Below are 25,840 nucleotides of genomic sequence, written 5' to 3'. Positions count from 1 at the left end.
TGGCCGGGTATGGCGAACGGGGGTACACGGGTGGAGCATGTGCCGGTGAACGCCGCACTCCGCACCACCGTGACGATCCTGGCGGTAGCGGTCGCCTACTACGCGACGGCCAAGGTGGGACTGGTCCTCGCGCTGGTCAAGGGCCAGGTCACACCACTGTGGCTGCCCACGGGGATCTCCGTGGCGGCGCTGCTGATGTCGGGCCGCAAGATCTGGCCGGGCATCGCCCTTGGCGCGCTGACCGCCAACATCGCGCTCGGCACGGGCCTCGGCGGCACCCTTTTGATCACCGTCGGCAACACCGCCGCGCCGTTGACCGCCTGGTACCTGCTGACCCGCTTCGGGTTCCGGCCGCAGCTCGACCGCTTGAAGGACGCGCTGCTGCTCGTCTTCGCGGGTGCGCTGGGCGCGATGCTGGTCAGCGCGACGGTCGGCACGACCGCGTTGAAGCTCTCCGGTCTGATCGGATGGCACGAGATCCCGGCCGTGGTGGCGGTGTGGTGGACCGGCGACGCGATGGGCGTCCTGGTGTTCACGCCGCTGCTGCTGACGTTGCCGCGGCAGTGGACCGCCCCGCCGCGCCGGCTCGTGGAGGCAGGGGGAATCCTGGTCGCCACCGCGGTGCTCGCGGCGTTCGTGACGGTGTCGGAGCTGCGGCTGCTGTTCCTGGTGTTCCCGATGCTGATCTGGGCGGCGTTGCGGTTCCAGCACGCGATCGCCGCCCCGTGCGCGGCGATCATCTCCGTGGCCGCCGTGATGTCCGCGGCCAGCGGTCGGTTCGCCGAGACCGACCTGCTGACCACGATGATCGTGCTGCAGGCGTTCAACGGCACGGTGGCGCTGACCGGGCTGATCCTGAGCGCGGTCACAAGCGAGCGGAACCAGGCGCGGGAGGCGATCGAGCGCGCGTGCGCGCAGCTGGCCGACACCGTTGCGCGCTATCAGGAAGAAGGGGTGCGCAAACGGCTCGGCCGGGTCGTGCCGCCTGTCTAACGTTGCTGCATGGCGTCGAGCACGCGGGCCAGCTCCAGTCGTGACGACACGTGCAGCTTCGCGTAGATCCGGGACAGGTAGACCTCGATCGTGCGCGGGCTGTAGTGCAACGCGGCCGCGATATCGCGGTTGCGCATTCCCTGCTGCACCAACCGCGCCACGTTCTCCTCGGCCTCGGTCAGCAGCCCCGGCGCCTTCGAACGGGCGCGCGGCACCTTGGCGCCCAACGCGCGCAAGCGGTTGCCCGCCTGGCGCCGCAACCCGTGCGCGCCGAGCCGTTGGAACGTCGTGTAGGCCTCGACCAGCACCGGTACCTCGTCGGCGGAGAGCTCGCCGAGTGCGAGCTGGGCGCGGGCCTTGTCGAACTCCAGGCCGCCCAGCGCGGCCTCGGACACCGCCTCCCGCAACAGGTCCGCGTCCCGGTGCACCACGCCGCTCACCCGCCGGGTCGTGGTGCGCGACCAGGGCGAGACGCGGGTGGACGACACCGAAACCAGCCGTGCCAACGCTTCCTCCGCCGCAGCCAGGCGTCCCCGTTCCAGGTCGAGCTCGATCATCCGCGCGACCAGGACGCACGAGTAGGCGGACTCCAGCCTCGCGCCGACGGCGTCGTCCAGCAGCGCGTAGGCCTCGTCGACCTCGCCGCGGGCGATCAGGTACTCGGCCAGGGCGCAGGCGTGCAGCCTGGAGATGTTCACCGACTGCGGCGCGGGCAGGGCGGCCAGGCGGGCGGCGACGTCGAGCTCGCCGCGCCACGTGCGGATGGAGAGCTCGATCGCCTGCAGCACCCCGAGTGCCTGGTCGGACTGGGCGGCCTCGACGTCCGGGAGCCAGCGGCCGATGCCGTCGAGCGCGGCGTCCCAGCGGCCGCCCAGCCAGTCGAGCGCCACGCGAGAGGCCGCGCGTTCGGCGCGGAAACCGTGCGAACCCACCTGGTCGACGAGTTCCTCTGCCCTGCGCACGCGCCACGACGCGTCGTGCACCAGGCCCGCCAGCGAGGTGATCGACGCGCAGACGGACAGCGCCTGCAGTTCGAGCATCGGCTGGCCGTCACTGCAGGCCAGGGCGCGGTTGGCGTACTCGACGGTGCGGTCGTGCTGGAAGAGCAACGACGACAGCATGGCCAGGTGCTCGAAGACGATCACACCCTCGGCCGGCGAGCTGATCGGAAGTGCCTCGATGCGGGCCACTTCGGTGACGGCGTCGTCGTGACGGTTGTTGTAGACGAGCAGCACGGCGCGTTGGGCCTCCAGCGAAGCCGGGACCGGGCCGCGCGAGACCTCGTTATCGGCCAATGCCATCGCTTCTGCCGTACGTCCGACGGAGAACAACGACGAGATGACCGCGGTGGCGACCCGTGTGCGTTCCGGACCGGGTTCCAGCGATTCCAGCGCGGCCAGGCCCGGTTCGACGGCCAGCGCCGGACGTGAGGCCCTGGCGAGCACCCGGCACTGCAGCGCGAGCAGCTCGGCGCGTTCAGGTGCGTTGCGCGGCAACAACTGCAGTGCGCGGGCACACAGCGCGGCCGCGGTCTCGGGAGCGGTCGCACGGGCCACCGAGGCGGCTTCGGCGAGGACGCCGACCGCGACCCGGTCACCGGGCGCGGCGGACTCGGCGAGGTGCCACGCCAGTTGCAGCAGGTCGACCGGCAGGCCCTGGGCGCGGTCCTCCATCAACCGCGCGGAGATCAGGGAGTGCAGGTGACGGCGCTGCGCCGGACCGACCTCGTGGTAGAGCGCCTCGCCGACCAGTGCGTGTGAGAAGCGGTAGCCGAGGTCGTCGTGCACCACGATGTGCGCGCGCAGCAGGTCGTCGAACGCCGCCACCACCGTCGACTCCGGCAGGGAGGCGACCCTGGCCAGCAATGAGATCTGGTCCAGCCGCACGCGCCGGAACACGGCGACGGCCCGTGCGACCAGGCGGGTGTCGTTCTCCAGAGGAGCGACACGGCGCAAAACGGCCTCACGGCGCGTCAGCCGGATGGCGTCCGGAGGCACCGCGAGACGGGCGCGGTTGCCGTCGACCGTCACCAGGTCGAGCTCTCGCAACGAGCGGGCGATCTCGGTGACGAAGAACGGGTTTCCGTCGGACCGTTGCTGGACCTCGCGGGCGAGGCCCTCGTCCACCGCGGTCTGCAGCACGGCCTCGACGATGCGGGCGACGTCGGCGTCCGACAGCGGCGCGAGGTCGACGCGCATGACCTCCGCGTGCTGTTCGACGCGGTCCAGCAGGTGTTCGGCACCAGGTTCGCTGACGTGCGACCGGCTCGCGGTGATCAGCACGAGAGGTGCCGCCGACACCCGGCGCAGCACCAGGGTCAGCAGGGCCAGGGAGTCGTCGTCGACGTGGTCGAGATCGTCGATCAGCAACGCCGCGGGACGCGTCGCGGTGAGCTCGGTGAGCAGCCGCACCACCCGGTCGCAGGCACGCCCGAACCAGGCACCGGAGTCCTCGGCCACCGAGATCTCCAGTGCCGCCAGGGCATCCGCGCGGATCTTGTCCAACTGCGGCGCCGCGCCGAGCGACCGGATCAACGCGACCACCGCGCCGTACGGGATGCGTTTGCCGAGCACGTCCGACGCCGACGTCAGCACCCCGCAGTGCCGTTCGCGCAACCGCCGGGCGATCTCCACGAGCAACGACGTCTTGCCGATGCCCGGCTCGCCGCTCACCCGCACCACGACGAGCCCGGTCGCGGGCGCGGCGTCGACGCGGTCGAGCACGGCGCGCAGTTCCGGTTCCCGGCCCACGAGGTCGGTGCGGAGCGGAGTGTCGACGATGACGGCCTCCCGGCTTCGGCGGAGCACCGCGAAGTCTTCCACGTGGTCGTCTTGCCCCGGCAAGAGCAGCGTTCCGCACACGATCAGTCACGTACGGTAGGACGACTGCTCCAGTTGAGGCGCAACACGTTAGCCGCTAAGTGTTCCCTACTGATCCGTGGTTCCTCTCAGTGATGCCCTTGGGAACAAGCCGCCGCGAGAAGGAGGGTCCATGTCGATCCAGGGAACCTGCGCACCGCAGTTCGACGAGGTGCGCGCCGAGTTCGAACGCAACTTCGCCGAACGCGGCGAAGTGGGCGCCTCCGTGCACGTGACCCTCGACGGCGAGCCCGTCGTCGACCTCTGGGGCGGTGTCGCCGACCCCGTCACCGGTCAGCCGTGGGCCGAGGAGACCATCGTGCACGTGTGGTCGTGCACGAAGGCCGCGACCGCGCTGTGCGCCCACATCCTCGCCTCGCGCGGCGTCCTCGACCTCAACTCGCCGGTCACGAAGTACTGGCCGGAGTACGGCGCCGAGGGCAAGGCCGCGACGCTCGTCCGGCACGTGCTCAGCCACCAGGCCGGACTGCCGGCGCTCACCGAATGGCTGCCCGCCGGCGCCTTCTACGACTGGAACCTGGTCACGTCGGCACTGGCCGCGCAGCAACCGCTGTGGGAGCCCGGTACCCGGCACGGCTACCACGGCCTCACGTTCGGCTTCCTGGTCGGCGAGATCGTCCGCCGCGTCACGGGGCTGACGCTGGGCCAGTTCTTCGAGAAGGAGGTGTCCGGACCGCTCGGCCTCGACTTCTGGATCGGCCTGCCGGAGGACCTCGAACCCCATGTGGCGCACACGATCCCGGTCGACCCGACCCAGCCCGGCATCCTGCTGCCGTCGCTGTTCATCACGGCGATGACGCAACCCGAGTCCGTGCCCGGCCTGATGCTGCTCAACAACGGCGGCTACATGGCGCCGGGCGAGTCCGACTCCCGTGCCGCGCACACCGCCGAGATGGGCGCCGTCGGCGGCATCTCCAACGCCCGCGGCCTCGCCGGCCTGTACCGGCCGCTCGCGCTCGGCGGCTCGTACCACGGCGTGCGGCTGGTCGAGGAGTCGCAGATCCCGCAGATGTCGAACGTCGTGGTGGCCGGGCTCGACGCCGTCGTGGGCGTGCCGTCGCGGTTCGCGCTCGGGTTCCAGAAGGCGACCGACAACGCGCACCTGCCGCCCAACGACGCCGAAGGCCTGCTGCTGTCCGAGGAGGCGTTCGGTCACAACGGGATGGGCGGCTCGCTCGGGTTCGCCGACCCCGGGGCGCGGGTCTCGTTCGGCTACGCGATGAACCGGCAGGGGCCGGGGCTCGCGGTGAACGCACGCGGGCAGTCCCTTGTGGACGCTCTGTACCGGGCGCTGGGGTACCGGCGGACCGGTGGCGGCACCTGGTTCGCGTGACGATCAGGTGCCGCCGGACCGAGCGATCAGAACGGCTTGGGCTCCGCCGCGATCTCGCTCAGGATGTCGCTCAACGGACGCGGCGACTGCACCGACAACGCCGCCGCACCCGGTGGCACGTTCTCCGCGAGGTCCGTGCCGGCGCAGGTGACGCGCGAGCCGGGCAGGATGCCCGCCACCAGGTACTTGTTGACCAGCGCGTCGACACAAGCGTTGCGGCGCAACGCGTAGTGCCCGTGCTGACCGTCGTTCGACACGCTGATCAACGGCTGGTTGAGCTGCTCGGCCATGACCCGCCCGTTGGCGATCGGGGTCTGCGTGTCGCCGTCGGAGTTGACCACGATCCCGGCCGGGTACCTGCGGGTGACGGCCGGGATCTTCTCCGGCCGCTGGAACTCGCGGAACGTGCAGTTCGTCGGCGCCATGTAGTCGACGGTGCCGCCGTAGGGGTTGGTGTCCCGCCAGCGCTTCATGTCGTTGTAGTAGGTGTTCACGTCGGTGAACCAGTCCCACTCGCACGTCACGGCCTGGTACGTGCCGGCGGACGTGGGCTCGACGTCGCCCTTCTTCAGCGCCGCGACGATCGCCGAGGCCTCACCGGAGTCCGCGGAGCCCGCCAGGATGGACACGACGTGCCGCGAGAAGGCCGCCCACGAGCGGCGGTAGCGGGTGGCGCCCACCGCGTTGTCGAACGACGACACGTCCGCGTAGCCGCCGTACGGCCCGGCCTTCAGCTTCTCCGCGATCCCGTCCAGCACCGCGCGCACCGCCGCCGGGGTCGAACCGAGCCCGTACGTGCCGTTGCGCGCGGCCGTCCACTCGGCCCACTTCCTGAGGTTGTCGGTGATGGCGTCCACCACGTCGACGTCCTGCTCGTGCCACGTCTTGAGCGGGTCGAGCGCGGAGTCGAGCACGCTGCGGTCGAGCGACTTCGGGAACATGGAGCCGAAAACGGCGCCGAGCTGCGTTCCGTACGAATAGCCGACGTACGAGACCTTCTTCTCCCCCAACGCTCCGCGGATGACGTCCATGTCGCGCGCGGTGTTCATCGTCGACACGAACCGGCGCATCTCACCGCCGCCGCGCTGACAGTTGTCCTCCACCGCCCGCGCGTACGCCGACCAGCCGGCGAGCTGCGCATCCGTTGGGCGCGAGGGGAACTGGTCGTCCGACGGCGTGGAGATGCAGCGCAGCTGCGTGGACCGGCCGACGCCGCGCGGGTCCATGCCGATCACGTCGTACATCTTCAGCACGTCGGTCTGCGCGTTGAACCAGTGCACCGCACCGAGCCCGGACCCGCCGGGGCCACCGGGATTGGTCAGCAGCACGCCTCTGCGCCGCGCGGGATCGGTGGCCTTCCTGCGCGAGATGGCGATTTCGAGGTTGCCGTTCCCGGGGTTCCGGTAGTCCATCGGCACGATGACCGCGGCGCACTCGATGCCCGTCGACGGCGTGACCCAGCCCTCCGGGCACTCGGCCCACGCGATGGTCTGGTTGTAGTACTCGTCCAGCGGCCCTGGTTCCGCATGGGCCGTTCCCGCCAGGGACATGAACAGCGGGGCGACCAAAGCCGCCGCGCCCCAACGCTTCCTCACCGCGCACCCCTCCGATCGTTTGGATCGGCGACGACGCTTCCGCAGTCGCCGACCCGACCGGAACCCCCGAAGGTCGGGTGAATTTCACCTCACGTAGCACACCTCGTAGGTGAGGACGAGGCCGTCGAGCGCGCCCTTCGCGACCGCTTGGACGCGGTTCAGCCAGCGGTAGCGGTCGTCGCCGGTCTCGAAGAGCGGGGCCGCGTACAGCGGCGCGCCGAAACCGTTCGAGACGTCGACCCGTCCCGAGTAGTGCAGGTACACGTAGGCGTCGTCGTGCGTCCTCAGCACGGACCGCACGTCCAGGGTCGCGGTGCCGTCCGGGCCGATGGTGAGCCAGTCGGCCGTGGACGTCCCGTGCATGACGCCGCAGAGCCGCTCGCCCTCGAACCTCCCCGACTCGACCTCGTAGATCAACCGGTCACCGGCGGGTATTCTCGGGAGCAGGTAAGGCTTTCGCAGCGTCGCGGTCATCGTCCCCAACGGCACGAGCTCCATCAGCGCAAACGGGTTGCTCGACATGGTGGCGAAGCTATTGGGCCCGTGCCGGGCGGGCAACGAGCGCCGCTTATCCGTCGGGAAACCCCGTACACCCGGCCCGCGCGGCCCGGCCGGATGGGGTAGGAAGAGGTATGGATCCGGTCAAGGCGTTGAAGCAGGTGGCGTTCCACCTCGAACGAGCGGGCAAGCCGACCTACCGCGTCCAGGCCTTCCGCAACGCGGCGGCGGTGCTCGCCGAGCTCGACCCCGCCGAGGTCGAGAAGCGGGCGAAGCTCGGCACCCTCACCGATCTGAAAGGCGTCGGGAAGTCGACCGCCGGAGTGGTCGCGGACGCGCTCGCGAACCGCGAACCGGCCTATCTCGCGAAGCTGCGGCACGTCGACCTCAGCGGCGGCGAGCAGCTGCGCGCGCAGCTGAAGGGCGACTGCCACGTCCACTCCGACTGGTCCGACGGCGGCAGCCCGATCAGGGACATGGCCGAGGCCGCACGGGACCTGGGCCACGAGTTCATGGTGCTCACCGACCACTCGCCGCGCCTGACCGTCGCCAATGGACTCTCCCGTGAGCGCCTGGAGAAGCAGCTGGAGGTCGTGGCCGAGCTGAACACCGAGCTCGCGCCGTTCCTGATTCTCACCGGCATCGAGGTCGACATCCTCGACGACGGCTCGCTCGACCAGGACGAGGACCTGCTGGCACGGCTGGACGTCGTGGTGGCGAGCGTCCACTCGAAACTCAAGATGCCGAAGGCGGAGATGACCGAACGGATGCTGACGGCGGTGGCGAACCCGCACGTCGACATCCTCGGCCACTGCACCGGACGCCTCGTGGTGGGCAAGGGCCGTCCGGAGTCGCAGTTCGACGCGGAACGGGTCTTCGAGGCGTGCGCGGAACACGGCACGGCGGTGGAGATCAACTCACGCCCGGAGCGCCTCGACCCGCCACGCAGGCTGCTGAGCCTCGCCGTCGACGCCGGCTGCACGTTCTCGATCGACAGCGACGCGCATGCGCCGGGCCAGCTGGACTGGTTGAACTACGGCTGCGCCAGGGCGGAGGAGTGCGGTGTCACGCCGGACCTCGTGATCAACACCCGGTCCGCAGCCGAGCTGCTGTCCGGGTGAGGTGCTCGTACCAGGAGACCAGCGGGCCGGTGTCGGCGAGCGCGCGGCCCAGCGCGACCCGGCACAGGTCCTTCACCGGTTCGGGGTCCCAGCCGGACACCAGGTCGTCGAGCGACTCGTCCAGGGTGCCCAGGGCGTACCGCTCCAGCCCGGCGCAGATCGGCACGACCGTCCCGTCCGCCTCGACCACGAGCGGATCGACCCGCACGAACGCGAACGGGTCCGTTCGCAGCAGCGCGGCGGAGGTGACGTCGAACTGGACCTCGACCGCGTCGTCCTCGGCAACCCGGTTCAGCTCAACGGCCGCGTACACGAGGTCGACCCGGTCGACGCCGTACGGCCGCACGCGGACCTTGCGCGCGCCCTCCCCCACGGCCTCGGCGGCCATGCCCCGCAGCAATGGCACGATGTCCGGCACCAGGTCGATCAGCACGGTCACCCGGTGACCGTCCGCAGCGCACTCACCCACCTCGTCCAGCCCGACCACGAGCTCGGCGCCCGGCACGGCGGTGAGCCAGCGAGGGTCGTGGACCTCGACTCCCATACCTGGTAGGAGCGTCCGTTCGGCACACAAATACGTCCGTACCGCTCACCGGGCCATTTGCTTTTCCCATCTGGCTGTATCACCGGTACGCCGGTTTCCATCGGAGTGCAAACGATCCCGTCACCCACTCCCGCACCAGTGGTGAATGGGCCGATCAGGGGACTTGTAGTCACACCATCGGGAACCCCGGAAACGGGTGCCGACGTCCAAGCGACGTCATTTTGGGAGGAGTGAGCATGCGCCGCCAATTCATCGTGCCCGCGGAGTCGTGCGCCAGGAGTGCGGCTGAAGCACGCCGTACGGTGCTGCGCGACCTCCATGACGGTGTCGGCCCGTCGCTCGCCGCCGTCGCCCTCGGGCTGCGGTCCGCACGGCAGCTGCTCACCTCCGACCCGGCCGGCGCGGCCCGGTTGCTCGCGCTGCTCGAAGACGAGGTGCACTCGGCCATCGACGACATCAAGTCGCTCGTGGCGAACGAGAACCCGGCCACGGTCACCAAGCTCGGTCTCGTCGGGGCGGTCGAACGGTTCGTCGGCGCGTTGCGCTCGCGGATGCACGTCGTGATCGACGTCGTGGTGCTCGGCGAGATCCCGCCACTGCCCGACGCGGTGAGCGTGGCCGCGTACCGGATCATCCGCGAGGCGCTCACGAACGTCGTGACGCACGCCGAGGCGCGCACGTGCACGGTACGACTGTGGTTCGACACCGAACTGCAGGTCGAGGTGCTCGACGACGGGGTCGGTGCGGCCGACGTGCCGACCGGCGTCGGTCTGACGTCGATGCGCCGGCGGGCCAGCGACCTCGGGGGCGACTGCCGGGTCGAGCCGGGCCTCGACGGCGGCACCAGACTCGCGGCCGCGCTACCGGTCTCATGACCTTGCGCGCGCTGGTCGTGGACGACCACCCGCTCTTCCGCCGCGGCGTGATGGCGGCACTGGCCGACGGCGGCATCGACGTGGTCGGCGAGGCTTCCGGTGGCACGGCGGCGATCGAGCTCGCGACCAGGCTGCAGCCGGACGTGACCGTGATGGACCTCAACATGCCGGACCTCGGCGGGGTGGAGGCGACGCGCCGGATCGTCGCCGCACGACCGTCCGCACGCGTGCTCGTGCTGACGATGTTCGAGGACGACGAGTCGGTGTTCGCCGCGATGAAGGCCGGCGCGCGCGGCTATCTGGTGAAGTCCTCGCGTCCCCAGCAGATCGTGGAGGCGGTGCGCGCGGTCGGTGACGGAGAAGCGATCTTCAGCCCCGCCGTGGCCACGCGACTGCTCGACTTCTTCGCCACGGCACCACGTCCGAGCGCGCTGCCGGAGCTGACCGGGCGCGAACGCGAGGTCGCGCACCTCATGGCCGCGGGCAAGGGCAACGCCGCGATCGCGCGGGAGTTGTTCCTGAGCACCAAAACCGTGCGCAACCACGTGTCCAACATCCTCCGCAAGTTGCAGGTCGCGGATCGCGCGCAGGCGATGAACCTGTTCCGGGACAACTCGGGATAAGTGCCCCCTGTCCGCCGGGACGTCCCCGGCACGACCATGGAGGTGCTGACGTCAGAAGGGGAGCTGATGAACGCCGAACCCGTCACCGTTGTCCTGCACGCCACCGACTCGATCACCCGCGCCGGCGTGACGGTCGCACTGCGCTCCCGGCCGGAGATCCGGCTGGTCGAACCGGAGACCGCGGAGAGCTGCGTCGCGCTCGTCGTCGCGGAACGTCTCGACGAGAACGTCCTGCAGCTGCTGAGAAAGCTGCAGTGCCAGCCCAACCCCGGCATCGTGCTCGTCGCCGGGGACGTGGCCGACTCCGAGCTGCTCGACGTCGTCGGCAGCGGCGTGTCCGCGGTGCTGCGGCGCGCCGACGCCACCCCGGACACGCTGGTCCGGCTGATCCGCGCGGCGCACGCCGGGGAGGGGTCGCTGCCCGCGGACCTGCTCGGGCGGTTGCTCGGCCGCGTGTCGCAGCTGCAACGCAACGTGTTGCGCCCCAACGGGCTCAACCTCGCCGGCATGTCCAGCCGGGAGACCGAGGTGCTGCGGATGATCGCCGACGGGCTGGAGACCAAGGAGATCGCGGAGCGGCTGTGCTACTCGCAGCGGACGGTGAAGTCGATCCTGCACGACATCACCAACCGCTTCCAGCTGCGCAACCGCGCCCACGCGGTGGCCTTCGCGTTGCGCGAGGGCCTCATCTAGAGCGATGAAGGGAACATTCATCCACCTGAGGTGAAGGAAGGTTCCCTTCATCGACGTGACGGCCGTCACTCCGAGCGTCCGTTCAGCACCACCGAAGGCGTGCACGCACCCTTCGGCTGCGGGTTCTGGCAGCTGACCCGGAACACGATCTTCTCGCCGGGCTGAAACCGCAGCGGTTCCTGGAAGTGCTCGTCGCGGTCCCGGAAGTTCCCGAGCCCGATCACCCGGATCGTGCTGCGCGTCCCGCCCGCGTCCCGGACCAGCTGGGCCGTGCCCGAGTCGCCCCTGGCGTTCTCGAAGAAGAGATCCTTGACCAGGAAGGTCTTCTTGTCGTCCGGCGGGGTGAAGGTCACCTCGGTGAACGCACCGGTGTTGGTCACGATCGGCGAGGTGATGTCGAGCCGGACCGTCACCGGTTCGCCCTTCTCGGCCGGTTTGGGCAACGTCGGTGTCGCGCTCGTGTCGCCCGGCTTGATGCCCAGCGCGTCCAGGGCCTGCCCGGCGTTGGCCGCCGCCTGCTTCGACTCGTTCTTCGCGGCACCGGCGGCGCTGGCCGCCTCGTCGGCCTTCTCCTTGATCTCCTTGCTCTCCTGCTGCATCGCCTCCCGCGCCGCGGACTTCACGGCCGGCGCCAGCACCGAGAACCACAGCGCCGCCAGGGCTCCCGCGAGCAGCAGCAGCGCGATCAGGGCCGGCAGCAACCACTTCGGCAGCAGCTGGCGTTGCACCATGGTGCCCTGGGCGGCCAGCGGCTCGCCCTGCTCCGGCGCGATCTCGATGCGGAACGGGTGCCGCTTCGGCTCACCGCGCAGGAACGTCCTGCGGGGCCTGGCCTGCAGCCGCACGAACGCGGTGGTACCCGGTGGCAGCGCGATCTCGCTGCGCTCCAGCCGGAAGTCCAGCTCGTCCTCCGGGTCGACGGCCCGCAGCCGCAGCAGCGCGGGCGCGTTGCCGACGTTGTCGACGGCGACCTCGTACCTGGCCTTGCGGCTGCCCTCCGCCTTGGCGGGCACCAGTTCCGCGGCCACGTCGGTGAACGCGCCGACCACGACGACGCCCTCTTCGACGACCGAGCCGTGCGGGTCCTCGCGTGAGATCACCCGCACGCCGAACGGGACGGAGCCCGCGTAGACGCTCGCGTCGCGCGGCGGTGCGAACCGGATGAGGACGGGTGCGGACTCACCCGGGTTGAGGTTCACCACGGCCGGTTCGGCGTGGCTCCACGGCCCGGCGTCGCCGACGACGTCGATCGTGAACTGGTCCACCAGCTCGCCCGCGTTGCGCACCACCACCTGGCAGGTGACGTCCCCGCCCGGCGCGACCGACAGGTCCGAAGTGGACAGTGTCGCTGTTGCTCCCATGACTAGCAGTCTCCTTGCATCCCTGTCCCCGCGCAGCGGCGGTGGAGGCGTGGCCGGGTGCGCTCATCTCTGCCCGTTGGGGCAGCTCATCCGCGCTCGACGAAGTCGGACGGCTGCACCGTGCTCGGCAGCGCGAGGAAGTCGCCCGACCTCACGTCGCCGAACCGCGGGCCCTCGACGGACGTGGCCTGGGCCTGCCGGACTCCTTCGGTGTCGTTGTGGAAGACCAGCAGCTGCGCGGAGAACGTGCCGTCCGCGGTGGTGATCTCCCCCGGTGTCTCGGAGATGCCGGCCGTCCAGCCGAGCCGCACCTTCGCACCCGGTGGGAAGTCCCTGCCCTGCACCGAGACCACCCCGCCGAGCGGTCCCGCCTGCTGGTCGGTGGTGAGCGTCGGCTGTTTGATCACGATCCGGGTCGTGGCGAGGTTGTCCTGGGCGTCCTCGTCCGGGCCGGTGGCGATCACGACGGCGGCCAGCTCGGTGTCGACGGCCGCGGTGGCCGGGATCGTGATCCTGACCTCGGCCTGACCGTCGGGGCCGAGCGTGCCGACCGCGCACTCCGGCTGACAGCCGAACGCCGAGGCGTTCACCCGCACGTCGGTGAGCGTCGAGCCGGAGCTGTTGAGCAGCTTGAAGGTCACGGTCACGTCGTCACCGCCGACGAACGACGGCTGCGGGCTCGCCGTCATCGTGAGCGACAGCGATCCGGTGCGTTCCAGGACCTTCACGGTGACCTTGGACGTGATCGCGCCGACCGCGGCGGTCACCACGTGCTCGCCGGCCGTGACGCCGGTGGCCTCGCCGCTCACGACCTTCCGCCCGCCGGGCGGGATCGGGCCGAGGTCACCGCCCGCGGGTCCGCCTTGCAGCCCGTCCGGCACGGTGACGGTGAGTGTGGCGGGAGCGGGTGCGAAACCGGTGTTCGCGACGACGACCTCGATGGTGGTCTTACCGTTGAACGGGATCTCGGCCGGTGTCGCGGTGGTGGCCACGGTGAGCCGCGGAAGTCGTTGCACGGCCGGCTGAGCGGCGTTGCGGGTGAGGATCTTCGGCGTGCCGTTCTGCACGGGCACGGTGTACAGGTCCGGTGGCCGCTCGACCTCCGAGGCCTGGAACACGATCCTGGTGCCGTCCGGGAGCCACGCGGGGCTGCTCGGGCGTGCGACGGCCTCGGTCCCGCGCACGATCACGCGGGCGCCGCTGCCGTCCGCGTTCACCGCGCAGATCTGGTCGTCCTGGGTCATGGCGAGGCTCTTGCCGTCCGGAGACCACGCCGGTTCTTCGCTGGAACGGCTGCGGCACGGGTCGGTGAACCGTTCGGACAGGTCGACCTGGCTGGAGCCGTCCGGGCTCACCAGCCAGATCCCGGGACCGTCCCGATCGGCCGAGGTGACCGTGACGACGGCGGTGTCGCTGCCGGTGTTGCCCTGCGCGTCCGTTGCCGTGCAGGTCACTCGGGTGACACCGATCGGGAACTTCGTGCCGGACGGCGGCGTGCACGCCGGGGTGAGCGGGCGGTTCTGGCTGTCGGTCGCGCTCGCCTGGTAGGCGACCGTCGCGCCGACGCCGTCCTGGGCCTGCACGGTCACGTCGTCCACGCGCACGACGGGCTTGGCCGGATCGGCGACCTGGACCGTGACGGTCTGGACGTGGCCTGGGCGGGCGGCGGTCTCGTCGTTGAGCCGGAACTCGACGGTGCAGCGCAGCGTGCTGCCGGGCGTGGCGGACGGGGACACCGCGAACTTCTCGGCGAACGTCACGTCCTGGCCGCTCGGTCCGGTGACCGGGCCCGGCGGGGTGAGCTCGACGGTGAGCCCGGTGTCGCATTTGGACACCGGCGTGACCGTCACCGGAAGATCGGTGATGCCCTTCAGGATCGCGTCGCCGATCTCCTGCGCTCCGCTGGTGAGCTGCTTCACGACGCCTTTGGTGCGGTCGGCGACCAGGCTCGCCTGGCCCTCCACGTCGAGGCGGCGGCCGGTCGGAGGGCCGGTGTCGACGCCGATGACGCGGATGTTGGCCTTGTTCAGCGCGGTGATCGCGTTGTCGAGCGTGTCGCCCTCGTCCGGTCCCGGCAGGGTCGGCTCGTCCCCGATGAGCACGACCACCCGGCTGGAGTCGGGCCGGAAGTCGAACGCGCCGGTCGCCGTCCTGATCAAGGCGTGCGCCCACATCTCCTCGGAGTTGTTCTCGTCCACGAGCTTGACGCCCTGCACGGCGGCGGTGGGATCGTCGGTCAGCGCGACCTCGACCTTGAACAGCCGGATGCGGTTGTTCTCCGGACCGGCGTAGGTGGCGACGCCGAACCTGGTCTCGTGCTGCACCTTCTGCACGTCCCCGATGATCCGGCCGAGCTGCTCCTTGACGGCCTGCAGCTCGTCGCCCATGGACTTGCTGGCGTCGATGAGCAGCACGACGTCCGGCTTCGGCGGGATGCGCGAGGTGTGCACGACCTGGTCGAGGCCGAACGTGCTGCCCTGCCTGGCCGGACGGTCCGCGTCGGGCACCGTGATCTGCGGTGGCGGGACGGCGCTGGAGCGGCGGGTGATCGCGATGGTCCTGCCGTCCGGTGACCAGTCCGGCTGCGTGTCCTCGGCGTCGAGGTGCTTCGGGACGGCGATCTCGCCGGTCCGCACGCCGTCGGACACGCGGTAGATCTGGATCACCGGCCGGGAACCGTCGCCGTTCGGGATCCGGGTGACGACCGCGATCATCGTGCCGTCCGGGGACCACGCCGGCTGCGACTGGGCGCGCGTCTCGGTGTTGAGGCGCCTGGGGTTCCCGCCGTCGGCGTCGGCGATCATCACGTGGTCGTCCTCGACGAACGCGAGTCTGGTGCCGTCCAGCGAGAACGCCGGGTCCTGCTGGCCGCGTGTGCTGGTCGTGAGGCGGGTGCGCGCGTTTCCGCTGCTGTCGACGGTGAAGATGTCGCGGTTGTCGTTCTCCAGGCTGGAGAAACCGATCTTGAACGGCTCCGGCTCGGGTGCCGGTTGGGCCTGTGCCACCGGAACCGGGGTCGCGAGGAGGGTCACGAGCAACAGCGGAAGTGCGCGCACGGTCAGTTCACCTGCTTCTCGAACAGCTCGATCTCACTGATCACCGTGTCGGTGCTCTCGGTGGACGGGTAGACGTCCGCGATCAGCACCTGGACCTGGCGGACGCCGTCACCGTTCTCGATGGCGTGCTCCTGCTGGTCCGGTTTGTCAGTGAGCGTGACGTCGAAGGTCTTCCCGGTGTCGAACACCAGCGTGAGGCGGCGGGGCCGTTGGGAGGCCAGGAACTTCTTGCCGTCACCGCTGTAGACGATCATCCGCCGCAGGTCGGTGACGTGGTCGAACCGGATGGTCAGCGCGGCGGTCTTCGGGTCGGTCGGGGCGGCCCAGAAGGTGCCGTAGTCGTTGTCCATCGCGAGCTTCGCGGGGTGGTCGGGCAACTCGCGCGCGGCCGAGATCGAGCTCTGCCGCACCGGCACCCACTCCTCGGCGAAGATGCTGAGGACCGTGTCCTTGGCGGTGATCACCTGGGCGTTGACGGTGCTGCGGAACGGCTGGGAGAGCCCGTAAAGCCCGCCGAACAGCAGCAACACCAGCGCGAGCGTCCACCGCACCGCCCGGCCGACCCCTTGGCGCACCTTGATCCTGCGGCGCGGCCGGCTGCCGCGTTCCCTGACCTTCGGCCCCTTGCGCGGCAGCCACCGGTTCCACCACGGCTGCCTGCGCGTGACCGCGTCGATCAGCGAGTACCCGCAGACCCCGCAGAACCTCCTGGTGGGCACGTTGCCGGAACCGCACTGACCGCAGATCAGGTCACCGGGCTGGGCCTGGCGCAGCATGGTCTGCTGTGGACGGTGGTGCGGCTGCGGCTGCTGGGGCGCGTCCGGCCGGACCGGCCCCGCCTGCACCTGGGCACCGGTCCACTTCAGGAAGTCGCCGCAGTTGCCGCAGAACTCGGCGTTGGGCGCGTTGTGCTCCCCGCAGGTCTGACAGACGATCATGTGGTCACCTCGATGGTCGTGGCGACGTGGGCGGGCACCATCCGGCGCACCGCCGCGGTGATCCGCGCCCGGTCGACCGCGTCCGGGTCCGGCACCCGGACGCGGATCAGCACGTGCGAGGGAGAACTGCCCGGCACCGGCCCGTCCGGCCGCACCGAGACCGAGACCCCGCCGCTGTCCGCGATGTCGACGCGGCCACCGGTGAGGAGCCACACGTGCTCGGCAAGGCCCCTTCTGGTGCCGCGGAACCGGTGCAGCCGGACGGCCCGCGCGACCAGCTCGCGGCGCTGGTCGCGCGACCAGCTCTCGTCGAGGTCGAGCGCGACCCAGCCGGCCAGCCAGTCGACGAAGTCCGCGGGGGCCAGGCGGGGGTCGAGGTAGGCGGCGAAGCAGTCGAGCACGGTGAAGACCGGGGCGAGGACCTCGTCCAGGGCCTGGGTGAAGCGCTGGGTGAAGTCGTCGTCGGTGTAGACGGACGGCATCCGCTCGCCCAGCGGATGTGGGGAAATGAGGTCGTCCACGGCACTACGCATCGCCGCCACCTGCCGCCCCACGCATCTCCGCCCTCTCCCATCCGCGACCAGCCCGAGATCCCACGCGCACGATCAGCTCCTCACCACTCGCACCTGGTGCCCGTACGAGAACGCGAGCCCGTTCGGCGGCAGATCCACCCGCTGCACCGCCTGCCCCCGCTCCCCGGTCAGCAGGTTGGCCGCGAACAACCGCACGTCCTCCACCAGCTCCACGCCCGGAATCCGTTGCAGCACCGCGTAAACCTCCCCGGAGTGCACCGGCCGCCCGAACGGCCACCCCTCGCCGTCCGCCCCGCCGCGGATCGGGTCGAGGTAGTCGCCCAGCGCGTCCATCGCCCGTGCCCTGACCGCCTCGGCCGGCGTGCCGGCGCGGGCCTTGAGGTCCGCGACGACCGTGATGCCCTGGTAGAACGGCGGTTCCACGCTCACCCGCGCGCCCACGCACCGGCGCGCGTCGAGGTGGCGGGCGATCCGTTCGAGCGTTTCCTGGTCGACCTGGAAGGCCGCGAAGTTCGGTTCCTCGTGCTCTGGCACCGCCGGCACGACCAGCACGCGCACCCCGTCGTCGCCGGGCGCGCACCGCACCCGTGCGACCTCGGGAGCGGCCTCCCGCGCGAGGATCTCGTAGTCCTCGGCCGTCACCGCCCGGTCGCGCGTCCGCAGCGACAGCGGGCCTCGCAGGGCCGCGTCCTCGACCGACTCGCCCGCGACCCCGCCCCGGCCGGGTTTGCGGTTCGTCACGTTGCTCACGAACGGCACCGGATCCCTTTGCACGGTCACGAGGTTGCGCGCGACGTTGCCCCTGAGCCCGCCGCCCGTGCGGTACTCGGGCACCCTGATCGCCGCCGACTTCGCGGGCACGGCACCGTAGTGGCGCAGCGTGCCGTCCTGCTGCCGCACCGCCGGGCCGAAGATGATCTGACCCTCGATGTTGTCGAGCAGGAAGTGCCGGTCCTGCGGCCCCGACTCGACGAACGTCGGCACCTCGGTCCAGGTGTCCCAGCCGTCGGTGGTCGCGACCTCGACGGTGATCGGCGCGCCCGCGACGACCGGGGTGCGGGCGAGCGGGAACCGTTGCCCCGCCACGCCTTCCGAGACGCCGACGGTCTCGGCCTTCACCACGTCGGCGTGCACGGCCTCGGTGGTGCCGCCGATCGTGGCCGCCGTGACGTCGCGGATCTTCGGCGGGCGCTGGTAGAACGGCTGGCCCTGCCACAGTTCCGCGGCACGGCAGCGCAACCAGCCGGCGCGCTGCCTGACCAGGATCGACGTCGTGTGGCCCGGCGGGACGTGCACGACGACGTCACCGGCTGAGTTGAAGCCGCCGTTGGTGAAGTGGTCGACCTCGCAGGCCGTCCAGCCCTCGCTCGTCCACGCCTCCCAGATCCACGGCGGGTCGGCCGGGTTGATGCCGGAGCCCATGGGTTCGCAGTCGAACCTGAGCAGCACCGCGCAGCCGGGAACCGCGTTGGACAGGCCGAACAGCACGGCGTCGCCTTCCGCCGGCTGCTCGCTGAACGCCGCCGGTTCCTTGGCGGCCCTGAGGTCGTCGGTCCGGTCGACGGGCTGGCCGTTCGCGGTGGCGGTGGCCAGCCGGGAGAGCTCGCAGGGCACGATCGTGAGCGGGCGGTCGACCGTGAAGACGACCGGGTCCTCCAGGCCTTTGCGCTGCGTGGCGACCTGGTTGCCCCGCGGCACCTCGACCGGCGCCTCCTGGGGTGCCGAGAGCCAGTAGGTGACGTCCACGCGGGCGGCGGTCGGGGCGAACAGCTCGACGCCGATCAGGTCGAGGAACTTGAGGTAGTGCAGCTTCGGCACGCGGTTGAGCCGGTACATCAGCTCGTCGACCATGTGCGCGAACGCCTCGATCAGCGTGACGCCGGGGTCGGAGACGTTGTGGTCCGTCCATTCGGGACAGTGCTGCTGGACGCGGCGCTTGGCCTCGTCGACGAGCTGCTGGAACCTGCGGTCGTCCAGGTTCGGCAGGGGAAGCGGCATCACGCACCGTCCTCGTGCGGCGGAATGACGTAGAACGGGAACACGAGGTTGCGCGGGTCGTTGGTGTTGCGCAGGGTGTAGTGGATGTCGATCAGCAGGGTGCCCTTGTCCGCCTCGGCGAAGTCGACGACGACGTCGGTGAGGTCGATGCGCGGCTCCCAGCGCTCCAGCGACATCCGCACCTCGTAGGCGATCTGCCCGGCCGTGGTCGAGTCGGCGGGTGCGAACACCAGGTCGTGGATGGCGCAGCCGAACTCGGGCCGCATCGGGCGTTCTCCCGGCGCGGTCGCGAGGATCAGCCGGATGCTCTCGACGATCTCGCGGTCGCCGTCGACGAGCGCCACCGAGCCCGTCGCGTCCGTGCGGACGGGAAAGCTGAGGCCTCTGCCGATGAAGTCCATCACCGTTCACCCTCCGATCAGGACGGTCGGGCAGCCGGGCGGCAGGATCGGTGCGCCACAACCGCTCAGGTCGCCCACTCGGGCCGCGGGCTTGCCGCTGATCAGCACGGTCGGGCAGCCCGGCGGGACGATCGGTGTCGGCGGGTGCACGGCAGGCGGCGGGAACGAGCACGTGTGCAGGTCCCCGACCGTCGCGGCCGGCATGCCGCCGATGAGCACGGTCGGCACACCGGGGCCGGTGATGACGCCGGGATGCCCGGTCAGGTCGCCCGTTCGCGCTGCGGGTGGCATGTCCCGTCCCCTTAGTTGATCTTCACGATGGAGCCCTTGACCGTGAGCACGCCGCCGGCCGAGACCTCCGCCTGCGCCTGGCCCGCGATCTTGACCTGCGCGCCCTCCGCCGAGAGCTCGGTCTGCGCCTGCACGGACACCTTCTGCCCCTTGAGCTCCAGCGGCCCGGTGCCGGCGTCGACGGTGATGCCGTTCTGCGCCTTGACGTTGATGGTCTTGCCGCTGGTGATCTCGACGTTCTGCGACTTCTGGTCGAGCTTGACGACGAACTTCCCGTCACCGCTGGAGATCACGATGCCGTCGTCCTCGACGAACTCGACCTTGTGCCCCTTGCGGGACACGAAACCCCTGACCGCGATCTCGCCGTTCGCGCTGTCGACCGGTGGCTTGCTCAGCTTCGGCGGCTTGTCCTTGCCGTTGTGCAGGCCGCCGAGCACGTACGGCGCGTCGAAGTCGCCGTGCTCGAAGCCGACCAGCACCTCGTCGCCGACCTCCGGCAGGATCACCGTGCCGCGGTCCGGCCCGGCACCCTGCTGCACGGTCCTCGCCCACACGCTGGTGAGATCCGGGGACAGCCAGGGGAACTTGACCTGGACGCGGCCGATCTGCAGGGGGTCCTTGGCGTTCGTGACGACCGCGGGCACCAGTCCGTTGAGCGGCTTGGTGATCGTGCTGTGGACGAGGCCGTAGAGCGAGCGCTCCTGCTTGCCGGACACGGTGAACTCGGTGGTGTAGCCGGTGTGCTCGGCGAACAGGTGCCGGGTGCTGGTGAGCGTGTACTTGCCCTGGAAGTGCTCGCCGACGTTGGCCAGCGCCACCGCCACGCCCGCCTTGAGCTCCGGGTTTCCCCTGGCCACGCCGGTGAGCTCGGCGCACGAGCCGCCGAGCTGCGCGGCCAGCGCCTCGGCCGCGGTCTTGGCCTCGGCGTGCGTCCGGTAGGGCAACCCGGCCTCCAGATGGGGCGGTGCCTTGAACTTCGCCGCCAGTTCCTTCGGGTTGGCCTGCGCGACCTCGACCCCCGCGGTGTTCGGGGTGGCGGTGGCGAGGACCTCCTGCTTGTTCTCGAAGTCCCAGCCCCTGACCTGGACCTCGGGCACCTGACCCGCGGTGGTGATGCCGGCCCTGAGCGCCACGAGCGTGCTGTGCATCTCCAGGACGAGCGGGTTGGCCTTGGCCTTCGCGTTGGTCTGCGGCGCCTTCGCGGGCGGTTCCGGCAGCTTGAAGTCGAGCTTGCCGTCCCTGACCGCGATCTGCGCGCCGACCATGCGGGCCAGGCGGCTCAGGAACTCCCAGTCGCTGACGTTGTCCTGGCTCAGCTGGGTTTCCGGTCGTCCGCCGAAGCCCTGGACGTTGTCGATGGTGCCCGTCTTGATGTTCGCGCGTTCGGCGACCTTCTTGACGACGTCGCTGACCGTCATGCCGGGGTAGACCGCGATCCGCCGGCCGCGGAACAGCCGGTGCGCCTCGTCGTACCCCCTGACCTCGGTGAAGGTGCCCTGCGCGTCCAGCTCGACGCCGACGGCCGTGATCTCGCCGCTCATCAACGGCTTCGGCCCGCCGGGGTCGGCCGTCTGGACCTTGAGGGCCGCCTTCGCACCGATCTTGAAGCCGCCCTTGGCGAGCACGACGTGGCCGGGGTCGCGGAACTTGAGCACGAACATGTCCGGCAGGTTCCGGCTGTCGTCGACGTAGGCGTAGGTCAGCAGCAGCTTTACGTCCGCGGGCAACGGCTTGCCCTCGACCTCGACGACCAGGTTGTTGGCGAAGCTCTCGTTAGCCATGCTGGATCTCCTCCAACGCCGGAACGAGGACGACCGCGCCGGGCCGCAACCGCATGGGGTCGTCGATGTCGTTGGCCTCGGCGATGTGCCGCCACAGCTCGGGGTCGCCGTAGGCCCGGTAGGCGAGGCTTTGGAGGCTGTCGCCCGCCGTGAGCGTGTGCGCGTCCCTGGCCGCGAGCGCGCCGCTGGTGGGGTTCTGCCCGCCCGGTTCGCCGCTGACCTCTTCGAGGTTGACCGTGCAGACGGCCCTGACCGGCATGCCGCCGGGCGTGAAGAGCGTGTACTTGGCCGTGACGCTGGAGACGTAGCTCGGGAAGCCCTTCGTGGTGCCCCACTGGAAGATCACCCAGGGCGGGCTGCCCTTGCCGTTCGTGCGACTGTCCTTCGTGGGCACGGTGAGGTTGAAGAGCTGCTCGACCATCTTGATGGTGGCGTCGCCCATGGTGTCCGTGGAGTCGATGAAGATCTCCAGGCTCAGCTTCGCCGGCTCGGCCCCCTTGAACTCCGGCACGCCCGCCTTGGCCGCGTTGGGCTGCGCCTGCCGCTGCCACTTGGCGTTCTTGGTGAGGCTGAGCTCCTTGGGGTTGAACTGGAACTTGATCTTGTCCAGCTCCGCCCCCGGCTTCTGCAGCCCACCCGGCTTGGGCGGCTCGTACGCGGTGATGACCGCGTGCTCCATCTTCTTGGCCGCGGTCTTCGCCCCCGCGCTCGTGAACGTGACGGTCATCGCGCGTCCAGGAACCCGTGGTGCGCCAGCTCAAGCGTCTCCGTGGCGACCTTGGTCTGCTCGGCGCTCAGCTGCGGCCCCGTCCACCGCACCGGCACCACTTCGGCCAGCGACCAGCTCGCGATCGTCGTGCCCTCAAGGGTCTTCGCCTCGATGACCGCCGTTCTGCGCCTGACCCCCGCCGCCATGCCTGCGATCCAGTTGGTGATCTTCTGGCTGTCCCTGGTGACCGGCCGGCTGAGCTTCACGTTGGGGTACTTGATGCGCGTGGGCAGCTGCCACACCATCCCGTTGTTGCCGCCCTCTTCCCGCTGCTCGATGACGAACTCGCAGCCAAGCCCCTCACAGCTGTTGAACGACCCGAGGTCGTCCTTGTCCACCGACACGCTGAAGCAGACGGCGACGGCTTCCTCCGGTGCGGTCATCGCATAGTCCTCACAGGTCGGTGAGCGCCCCACGACGCTCACGGTCGAGCCACAGATCGGCCTTGAGCCGACGCAGCAGCGGGTCGTACAACTTCCGCAACAACTCGTCCGCGTTCTGTCCCTGGGCTGTTTCCGCCCGCGGTGCTTCGGCGGTCCGCTGCACCGGTTCGGGCGCACTCGGTTCTGGTGCACTCGGTTCGTGGCTCCGCGCCACCACCGGCACTTGCTCGACCGCGGGAACCGGCTGCTGCTGCGCCGGTGCCGCGGACACCCGCTGCACCACCTCGGCCGCCGGCACGCTGTCGTGCCGCACGATCGGCAGCACTCCGTGGGCCGCCGCAGCCTTTGGCCGCGTCACGACCTCGCCAGCGTCTGCGGATCGCTGGACCACGCTCCCGGCCGAGCCCGCCGGTTCCGCGGGATGGAGAACCGGCAGTTGCTCCGCAAAGCCCGCGGTCGGCGCCAGGCCGCCGGGTTCGGCCGGCTCTGCCGACCGTGACGCGACCTCCCGCTGCACCACAGGCCGCGCAGAGCCGGTGAGGGGGCGCACGGCCGTCCGGGAACCGGTCGCGGGCTCGGCAACCGTCGGGGAGGCGGAGAGATCGACCGCTCCCACCAACGGCGCTGCGGCGGAAGCCGGAAGGTCGGCAGCCCGCTGCACCACCGGGCCCGCCGGCTTCACCGCGTCAGCCGCTCCCCGCAGGACAGGTGCTGACGGCTGCGCCACAACAGAAGCAGGCGACTGAACGACCCTCTGCACAACCGACCCGGCCGTCTCAGCGGGTCCCGGCTGCTGGACCGCCATGGGCTCGGAGAGATCCGCTGCTCGCCGCACACCAGGCCCGTTGGGCCGGAAGAGATCTGCGGCCCCCACCAAGGGCGCCGCGGCTGAGGTTGGCTCAACGGCCCGCTGCACAGCAGGGCCCACCGGCTTCACGGTCTCGGCAGACGGCTGCACCGAACCCGTCGACTGCGGCGCGACAGCGGGCAGCTGCACAAAGGGACCCACCGGCTCCACAGCAGTGGCGGGCAGGTCAACAGCCCTCTGGACCACCGGCTCACCCAGCGTCGCAGCAGAAGCAGGCGACTCGGCAGCGCTCTGGACCACCGGCCCTGCGACCTCAGCCGACTCCCGCACGACACGTCCCGCGGCAGGAGCAGGCGACTCAACGGCCCGCTGCACCGCAGAACCCGCGGACTCCACCACCGATCTCCGCCCGGCCGGTCCAACCGCAGCCGGGCCCTGCACGAGCGGCCCTACCGGCCGAGCATCGGCACCAGCAGTCTCAGCAGACCTCTGCAGCCCCGGCGAAATCGGTTCCCCGAGCCCCAACCTCCGCGTCCGGACGGCACGAGGAGCTTCCTCCGAAGCAGAACGCTGCACGGAGGCACCAGCCCGTTCCGCAGACGGAACGTCCGGCGAACCCACGACACGAGACCCAAGGGTCGGCACCGACGAGTCCGCGGCAACGGTCGCCTCGTCGGCTGCGCCATCGGACACCGGTTCCTCAGCCTCCGGCGCAGAACCGGCCACATCCGACGCCGGCTCCTCAGCCCGAGGCACCGACCCATCGGGAGCCAACCCCGAATCCTCGACCCGCGACACCACCGGCCCAGCCACATCGGCCACCGACGCTCCACCGCGCGCCACATCGATCACCGGCACTTCAGCTCGCGCCACATCAGCCACCGACGCTCCAGCCTGCGGCACCGGCCCAGCCACATCGGTCGCCGACGCTTCACTTCGCGCCACCGACCGGGCCGCATCGGCCACCGACGCTCCACCCCGCGCCACCGACCGGGCCACATTGATCACCGGCGCTTCAGCCCGAATCACCGGCCCAACCACATCAGCCACCGACGCTCCACCACGCGTCGCCGCCCCAGCCACACCGGCCACCGACGCCTCACCCCGCGCCACCGATCGAGCCACATAGATCACCGGCGCTTCAGCCCGAGTCGCCGCCCCGGCCACATCGGCCACCGGCGCTTCAGCTCGCGCCTCCGGCTCAACCACACCGGCCACCGGCGCCTCACCCCGCACCTCCGGCCCAACCACACCGGCCACCGACGCCTCACCCCGCACCTCCGGCCCAACCACACCGGCCGCCGGCGCCTCACCCCGCACCTCCGGCCCAACCACATCGATCACCGGGGCCTCGGCCCGCGTCGCCGACCCAGCCACATCGATCACCGGCGCTTCACCCGGCGCCACCGGCCCAACCACACCAGGCGCCGCCGATCCGGCCCGCGCCACCGGATCAGCCGCAGACTCAGCCCGCACCCCAGACCCGGCCGATTCCTCAACCCGCGACACCGACACACCCGCCCGCGGCACCGCCCCCTCCCCCCGAGGCGCCGCCCCGAACCCAGGCTCCACCCGACGCGCAACCACCACCGACGGGTCACCCGCCGGAGCCGCCACGTCCGCGATCGACCCCGAAGGCTCCGAAGCCGACACCACATGCCCCAAGGGCGCCAAGAAAGAAGGGTTCCGCCAGGAAACGAGCCGGGACGAGAACGCGGGCACCGGGTTGATCAGCGGATGCGGTCCCAAGACCCGTTGCAGAGGCGGCAACGTCCGCCACTCGGCCCGCACCACGGGCAATTCGCGCCGCCGAAAGGGCCACACGGCAAGTCACCTCCCCAACCCAGAACCCGACATCCGCGTGTTGATGCGGCCGATCTCCTCCACGTACCGCAACCGGTCCGCGTGCTCCAGGTCCAGAATGGAGTCGAGAGACCAGTGGAAGTGGTAGGCGACGTACGCGACCTCCGAGTACAGCCGGGACGGCGCGTACGTCACGATTCCCCCAGGCGCCCGCCCGCGATGTCGACCTCGAAGCCGTTGCCGCAGGAGGGGCACGAGACCGACGACCGGGTGTGCCCCTCGCTGTTGATCCGGCGGTACATGTCCTGGAGGAAGGCGAGGTCCGAGGCGAACAGGTTCTCGATGACGCCCGCGTGCACGTCGGTGACGGAACCGATGCGCGTGACCACCCGGCCCAGCAGCACGACGGTCAGGAAGGCCGCGTTCTCGCGCACTCGGTCGTCCCGCAACGGGATCAGCTCGTCGCGTGCCGTCGCCAGGCGCATCACGCCGTCGCGGTGAACGGTGCCCGAGTCGTCCACGTAGCCGCGAGGCAGCTGGAAGGCGAACTCGGTCTGCATGACC

23 protein-coding genes are annotated in these 25,840 nt (G+C 70.6%); 6 read left to right on the top strand and 17 right to left on the bottom strand.

Annotated elements, in window-relative coordinates:
- Positions 1-45 precede the first annotated feature (45 nt).
- Positions 46-993 carry an MASE1 domain-containing protein gene (locus ACWEIJ_RS38930; RefSeq protein ID WP_449842292.1) on the top strand — a complete coding sequence of 316 codons (948 nt, stop codon included), beginning with the start codon at positions 46-48 and terminating at the stop codon, positions 991-993.
- Here ACWEIJ_RS38930 and ACWEIJ_RS38925 read toward each other — a convergent pair.
- On the bottom strand, positions 990-3,815 hold the full coding sequence (locus tag ACWEIJ_RS38925; protein ID WP_449842291.1) for an ATP-binding protein: 2,826 nt from the start codon (positions 3,813-3,815) through the stop codon (positions 990-992). The two genes, ACWEIJ_RS38930 and ACWEIJ_RS38925, sit on opposite strands and share 4 nt — an antisense overlap.
- 169 nt (positions 3,816-3,984) lie before the next feature.
- On the opposite strand from ACWEIJ_RS38925, the gene ACWEIJ_RS38920 reads away from it, so the two are divergent.
- A complete protein-coding gene (locus ACWEIJ_RS38920; protein ID WP_449842290.1) occupies positions 3,985-5,205 on the top strand; it encodes a serine hydrolase domain-containing protein in 1,221 nt (406 codons plus the stop codon).
- A gap of 26 nt (positions 5,206-5,231) precedes the next feature.
- Here the strand turns inward: ACWEIJ_RS38920 and ACWEIJ_RS38915 are convergent, their stop codons facing one another.
- Positions 5,232-6,800 (bottom strand): alpha/beta fold hydrolase, encoded by a 1,569-nt coding sequence (locus ACWEIJ_RS38915; RefSeq protein WP_449842289.1) that lies wholly within the window; start codon positions 6,798-6,800, stop codon positions 5,232-5,234.
- An 84-nt stretch (positions 6,801-6,884) separates the two neighbouring features.
- On the bottom strand, positions 6,885-7,322 hold the full coding sequence (locus tag ACWEIJ_RS38910) for a DUF3237 domain-containing protein (protein WP_449842288.1): 438 nt from the start codon (positions 7,320-7,322) through the stop codon (positions 6,885-6,887).
- Positions 7,323-7,432: 110 nt separating this feature from the next.
- On the opposite strand from ACWEIJ_RS38910, the gene ACWEIJ_RS38905 reads away from it, so the two are divergent.
- Positions 7,433-8,419 (top strand): PHP domain-containing protein, encoded by a 987-nt coding sequence (locus ACWEIJ_RS38905; protein WP_449842287.1) that lies wholly within the window; start codon positions 7,433-7,435, stop codon positions 8,417-8,419.
- Here ACWEIJ_RS38905 and ACWEIJ_RS38900 read toward each other — a convergent pair.
- A complete protein-coding gene (locus tag ACWEIJ_RS38900; RefSeq protein ID WP_449842286.1) occupies positions 8,382-8,963 on the bottom strand; it encodes a hypothetical protein in 582 nt (193 codons plus the stop codon). The two genes, ACWEIJ_RS38905 and ACWEIJ_RS38900, sit on opposite strands and share 38 nt — an antisense overlap.
- A gap of 236 nt (positions 8,964-9,199) precedes the next feature.
- On the opposite strand from ACWEIJ_RS38900, the gene ACWEIJ_RS38895 reads away from it, so the two are divergent.
- From ACWEIJ_RS38895 to ACWEIJ_RS38885, 3 genes are all read left to right on the top strand, one after another.
- On the top strand, positions 9,200-9,838 hold the full coding sequence (locus ACWEIJ_RS38895; protein ID WP_449842285.1) for a sensor histidine kinase: 639 nt from the start codon (positions 9,200-9,202) through the stop codon (positions 9,836-9,838).
- Positions 9,835-10,461 carry a response regulator gene (locus ACWEIJ_RS38890; protein WP_449842284.1) on the top strand — a complete coding sequence of 209 codons (627 nt, stop codon included), beginning with the start codon at positions 9,835-9,837 and terminating at the stop codon, positions 10,459-10,461. Before ACWEIJ_RS38895 ends, ACWEIJ_RS38890 begins: the two co-directional genes overlap by 4 nt.
- A 66-nt stretch (positions 10,462-10,527) precedes the next feature.
- Complete coding sequence (locus ACWEIJ_RS38885; protein WP_449842283.1) at positions 10,528-11,154, top strand: response regulator transcription factor; 627 nt, start codon at positions 10,528-10,530, stop codon at positions 11,152-11,154.
- Between the two features lie 65 nt (positions 11,155-11,219).
- Here the strand turns inward: ACWEIJ_RS38885 and ACWEIJ_RS38880 are convergent, their stop codons facing one another.
- From ACWEIJ_RS38880 to ACWEIJ_RS38820, 13 genes are all read right to left on the bottom strand, one after another.
- Complete coding sequence (locus ACWEIJ_RS38880; RefSeq protein ID WP_449842282.1) at positions 11,220-12,515, bottom strand: COG1470 family protein; 1,296 nt, start codon at positions 12,513-12,515, stop codon at positions 11,220-11,222.
- Between the two features lie 86 nt (positions 12,516-12,601).
- Positions 12,602-15,571, bottom strand: a complete 2,970-nt coding sequence (locus ACWEIJ_RS38875) for a VWA domain-containing protein (protein ID WP_449842281.1) — start codon at positions 15,569-15,571, stop codon at positions 12,602-12,604.
- A gap of 2 nt (positions 15,572-15,573) precedes the next feature.
- Positions 15,574-16,509: a zinc ribbon domain-containing protein gene (locus tag ACWEIJ_RS38870; RefSeq protein WP_449842280.1), complete on the bottom strand. Its 936-nt coding sequence runs from the start codon at positions 16,507-16,509 to the stop codon at positions 15,574-15,576.
- On the bottom strand, positions 16,506-17,042 hold the full coding sequence (locus ACWEIJ_RS38865) for a phage tail protein (protein ID WP_449842279.1): 537 nt from the start codon (positions 17,040-17,042) through the stop codon (positions 16,506-16,508). Before ACWEIJ_RS38865 ends, ACWEIJ_RS38870 begins: the two co-directional genes overlap by 4 nt.
- A 72-nt stretch (positions 17,043-17,114) precedes the next feature.
- Positions 17,115-19,040, bottom strand: a complete 1,926-nt coding sequence (locus ACWEIJ_RS38860) for a putative baseplate assembly protein (protein WP_449842278.1) — start codon at positions 19,038-19,040, stop codon at positions 17,115-17,117.
- Entirely contained in the window at positions 19,040-19,441 is a 402-nt protein-coding gene (locus ACWEIJ_RS38855) for a GPW/gp25 family protein (RefSeq protein ID WP_449842277.1), read from the bottom strand. Before ACWEIJ_RS38855 ends, ACWEIJ_RS38860 begins: the two co-directional genes overlap by 1 nt.
- Before the next feature lie 6 nt (positions 19,442-19,447).
- Positions 19,448-19,732: a PAAR domain-containing protein gene (locus ACWEIJ_RS38850; RefSeq protein WP_449842276.1), complete on the bottom strand. Its 285-nt coding sequence runs from the start codon at positions 19,730-19,732 to the stop codon at positions 19,448-19,450.
- Positions 19,733-19,743: 11 nt separating this feature from the next.
- On the bottom strand, positions 19,744-21,513 hold the full coding sequence (locus ACWEIJ_RS38845) for a VgrG-related protein (protein ID WP_449842275.1): 1,770 nt from the start codon (positions 21,511-21,513) through the stop codon (positions 19,744-19,746).
- Positions 21,506-22,240, bottom strand: coding sequence for a CIS tube protein (locus tag ACWEIJ_RS38840; RefSeq protein WP_449842274.1), 735 nt, complete (start codon positions 22,238-22,240; stop codon positions 21,506-21,508). The genes ACWEIJ_RS38845 and ACWEIJ_RS38840 overlap by 8 nt, the downstream gene beginning before the upstream one ends.
- Positions 22,237-22,665, bottom strand: a complete 429-nt coding sequence (locus tag ACWEIJ_RS38835; RefSeq protein WP_449842273.1) for a phage tail protein — start codon at positions 22,663-22,665, stop codon at positions 22,237-22,239. The genes ACWEIJ_RS38840 and ACWEIJ_RS38835 overlap by 4 nt, the downstream gene beginning before the upstream one ends.
- Before the next feature lie 10 nt (positions 22,666-22,675).
- Positions 22,676-23,023: a hypothetical protein gene (locus ACWEIJ_RS38830; protein WP_449842272.1), complete on the bottom strand. Its 348-nt coding sequence runs from the start codon at positions 23,021-23,023 to the stop codon at positions 22,676-22,678.
- A gap of 2,280 nt (positions 23,024-25,303) precedes the next feature.
- Positions 25,304-25,471 (bottom strand): DUF6760 family protein, encoded by a 168-nt coding sequence (locus ACWEIJ_RS38825; protein ID WP_449842271.1) that lies wholly within the window; start codon positions 25,469-25,471, stop codon positions 25,304-25,306.
- Positions 25,468-25,836 (bottom strand): hypothetical protein, encoded by a 369-nt coding sequence (locus tag ACWEIJ_RS38820; protein WP_449842325.1) that lies wholly within the window; start codon positions 25,834-25,836, stop codon positions 25,468-25,470. Before ACWEIJ_RS38820 ends, ACWEIJ_RS38825 begins: the two co-directional genes overlap by 4 nt.
- Positions 25,837-25,840 lie beyond the last annotated feature (4 nt).

It is taken from the genome of Lentzea sp. NPDC004789 (genome assembly GCF_053601075.1).
This window is presented reverse-complemented; position numbering and strand designations above follow the sequence as displayed.

Bases quoted from the DNA above. Each gene is read 5' to 3' on its own strand.
- ACWEIJ_RS38920 (WP_449842290.1), top strand. From the start codon at position 3,985: ATGTCGATCCAGGGAACCTGCGCACCGCAGTTCGACGAGGTGCGCGCC.
- ACWEIJ_RS38910 (WP_449842288.1), bottom strand. From the start codon at position 7,322: ATGTCGAGCAACCCGTTTGCGCTGATGGAGCTCGTGCCGTTGGGGACG.
- ACWEIJ_RS38905 (WP_449842287.1), top strand. From the start codon at position 7,433: ATGGATCCGGTCAAGGCGTTGAAGCAGGTGGCGTTCCACCTCGAACGA.
- ACWEIJ_RS38900 (WP_449842286.1), bottom strand. From the start codon at position 8,963: ATGGGAGTCGAGGTCCACGACCCTCGCTGGCTCACCGCCGTGCCGGGC.
- ACWEIJ_RS38895 (WP_449842285.1), top strand. From the start codon at position 9,200: ATGCGCCGCCAATTCATCGTGCCCGCGGAGTCGTGCGCCAGGAGTGCG.
- ACWEIJ_RS38890 (WP_449842284.1), top strand. From the start codon at position 9,835: ATGACCTTGCGCGCGCTGGTCGTGGACGACCACCCGCTCTTCCGCCGC.
- ACWEIJ_RS38885 (WP_449842283.1), top strand. From the start codon at position 10,528: ATGAACGCCGAACCCGTCACCGTTGTCCTGCACGCCACCGACTCGATC.
- ACWEIJ_RS38880 (WP_449842282.1), bottom strand. From the start codon at position 12,515: ATGGGAGCAACAGCGACACTGTCCACTTCGGACCTGTCGGTCGCGCCG.
- ACWEIJ_RS38870 (WP_449842280.1), bottom strand. From the start codon at position 16,509: ATGATCGTCTGTCAGACCTGCGGGGAGCACAACGCGCCCAACGCCGAG.
- ACWEIJ_RS38865 (WP_449842279.1), bottom strand. From the start codon at position 17,042: ATGCGTAGTGCCGTGGACGACCTCATTTCCCCACATCCGCTGGGCGAG.
- ACWEIJ_RS38860 (WP_449842278.1), bottom strand. From the start codon at position 19,040: ATGCCGCTTCCCCTGCCGAACCTGGACGACCGCAGGTTCCAGCAGCTC.
- ACWEIJ_RS38855 (WP_449842277.1), bottom strand. From the start codon at position 19,441: ATGGACTTCATCGGCAGAGGCCTCAGCTTTCCCGTCCGCACGGACGCG.
- ACWEIJ_RS38850 (WP_449842276.1), bottom strand. From the start codon at position 19,732: ATGCCACCCGCAGCGCGAACGGGCGACCTGACCGGGCATCCCGGCGTC.
- ACWEIJ_RS38845 (WP_449842275.1), bottom strand. From the start codon at position 21,513: ATGGCTAACGAGAGCTTCGCCAACAACCTGGTCGTCGAGGTCGAGGGC.
- ACWEIJ_RS38840 (WP_449842274.1), bottom strand. From the start codon at position 22,240: ATGACCGTCACGTTCACGAGCGCGGGGGCGAAGACCGCGGCCAAGAAG.
- ACWEIJ_RS38835 (WP_449842273.1), bottom strand. From the start codon at position 22,665: ATGACCGCACCGGAGGAAGCCGTCGCCGTCTGCTTCAGCGTGTCGGTG.
- ACWEIJ_RS38820 (WP_449842325.1), bottom strand. From the start codon at position 25,836: ATGCAGACCGAGTTCGCCTTCCAGCTGCCTCGCGGCTACGTGGACGAC.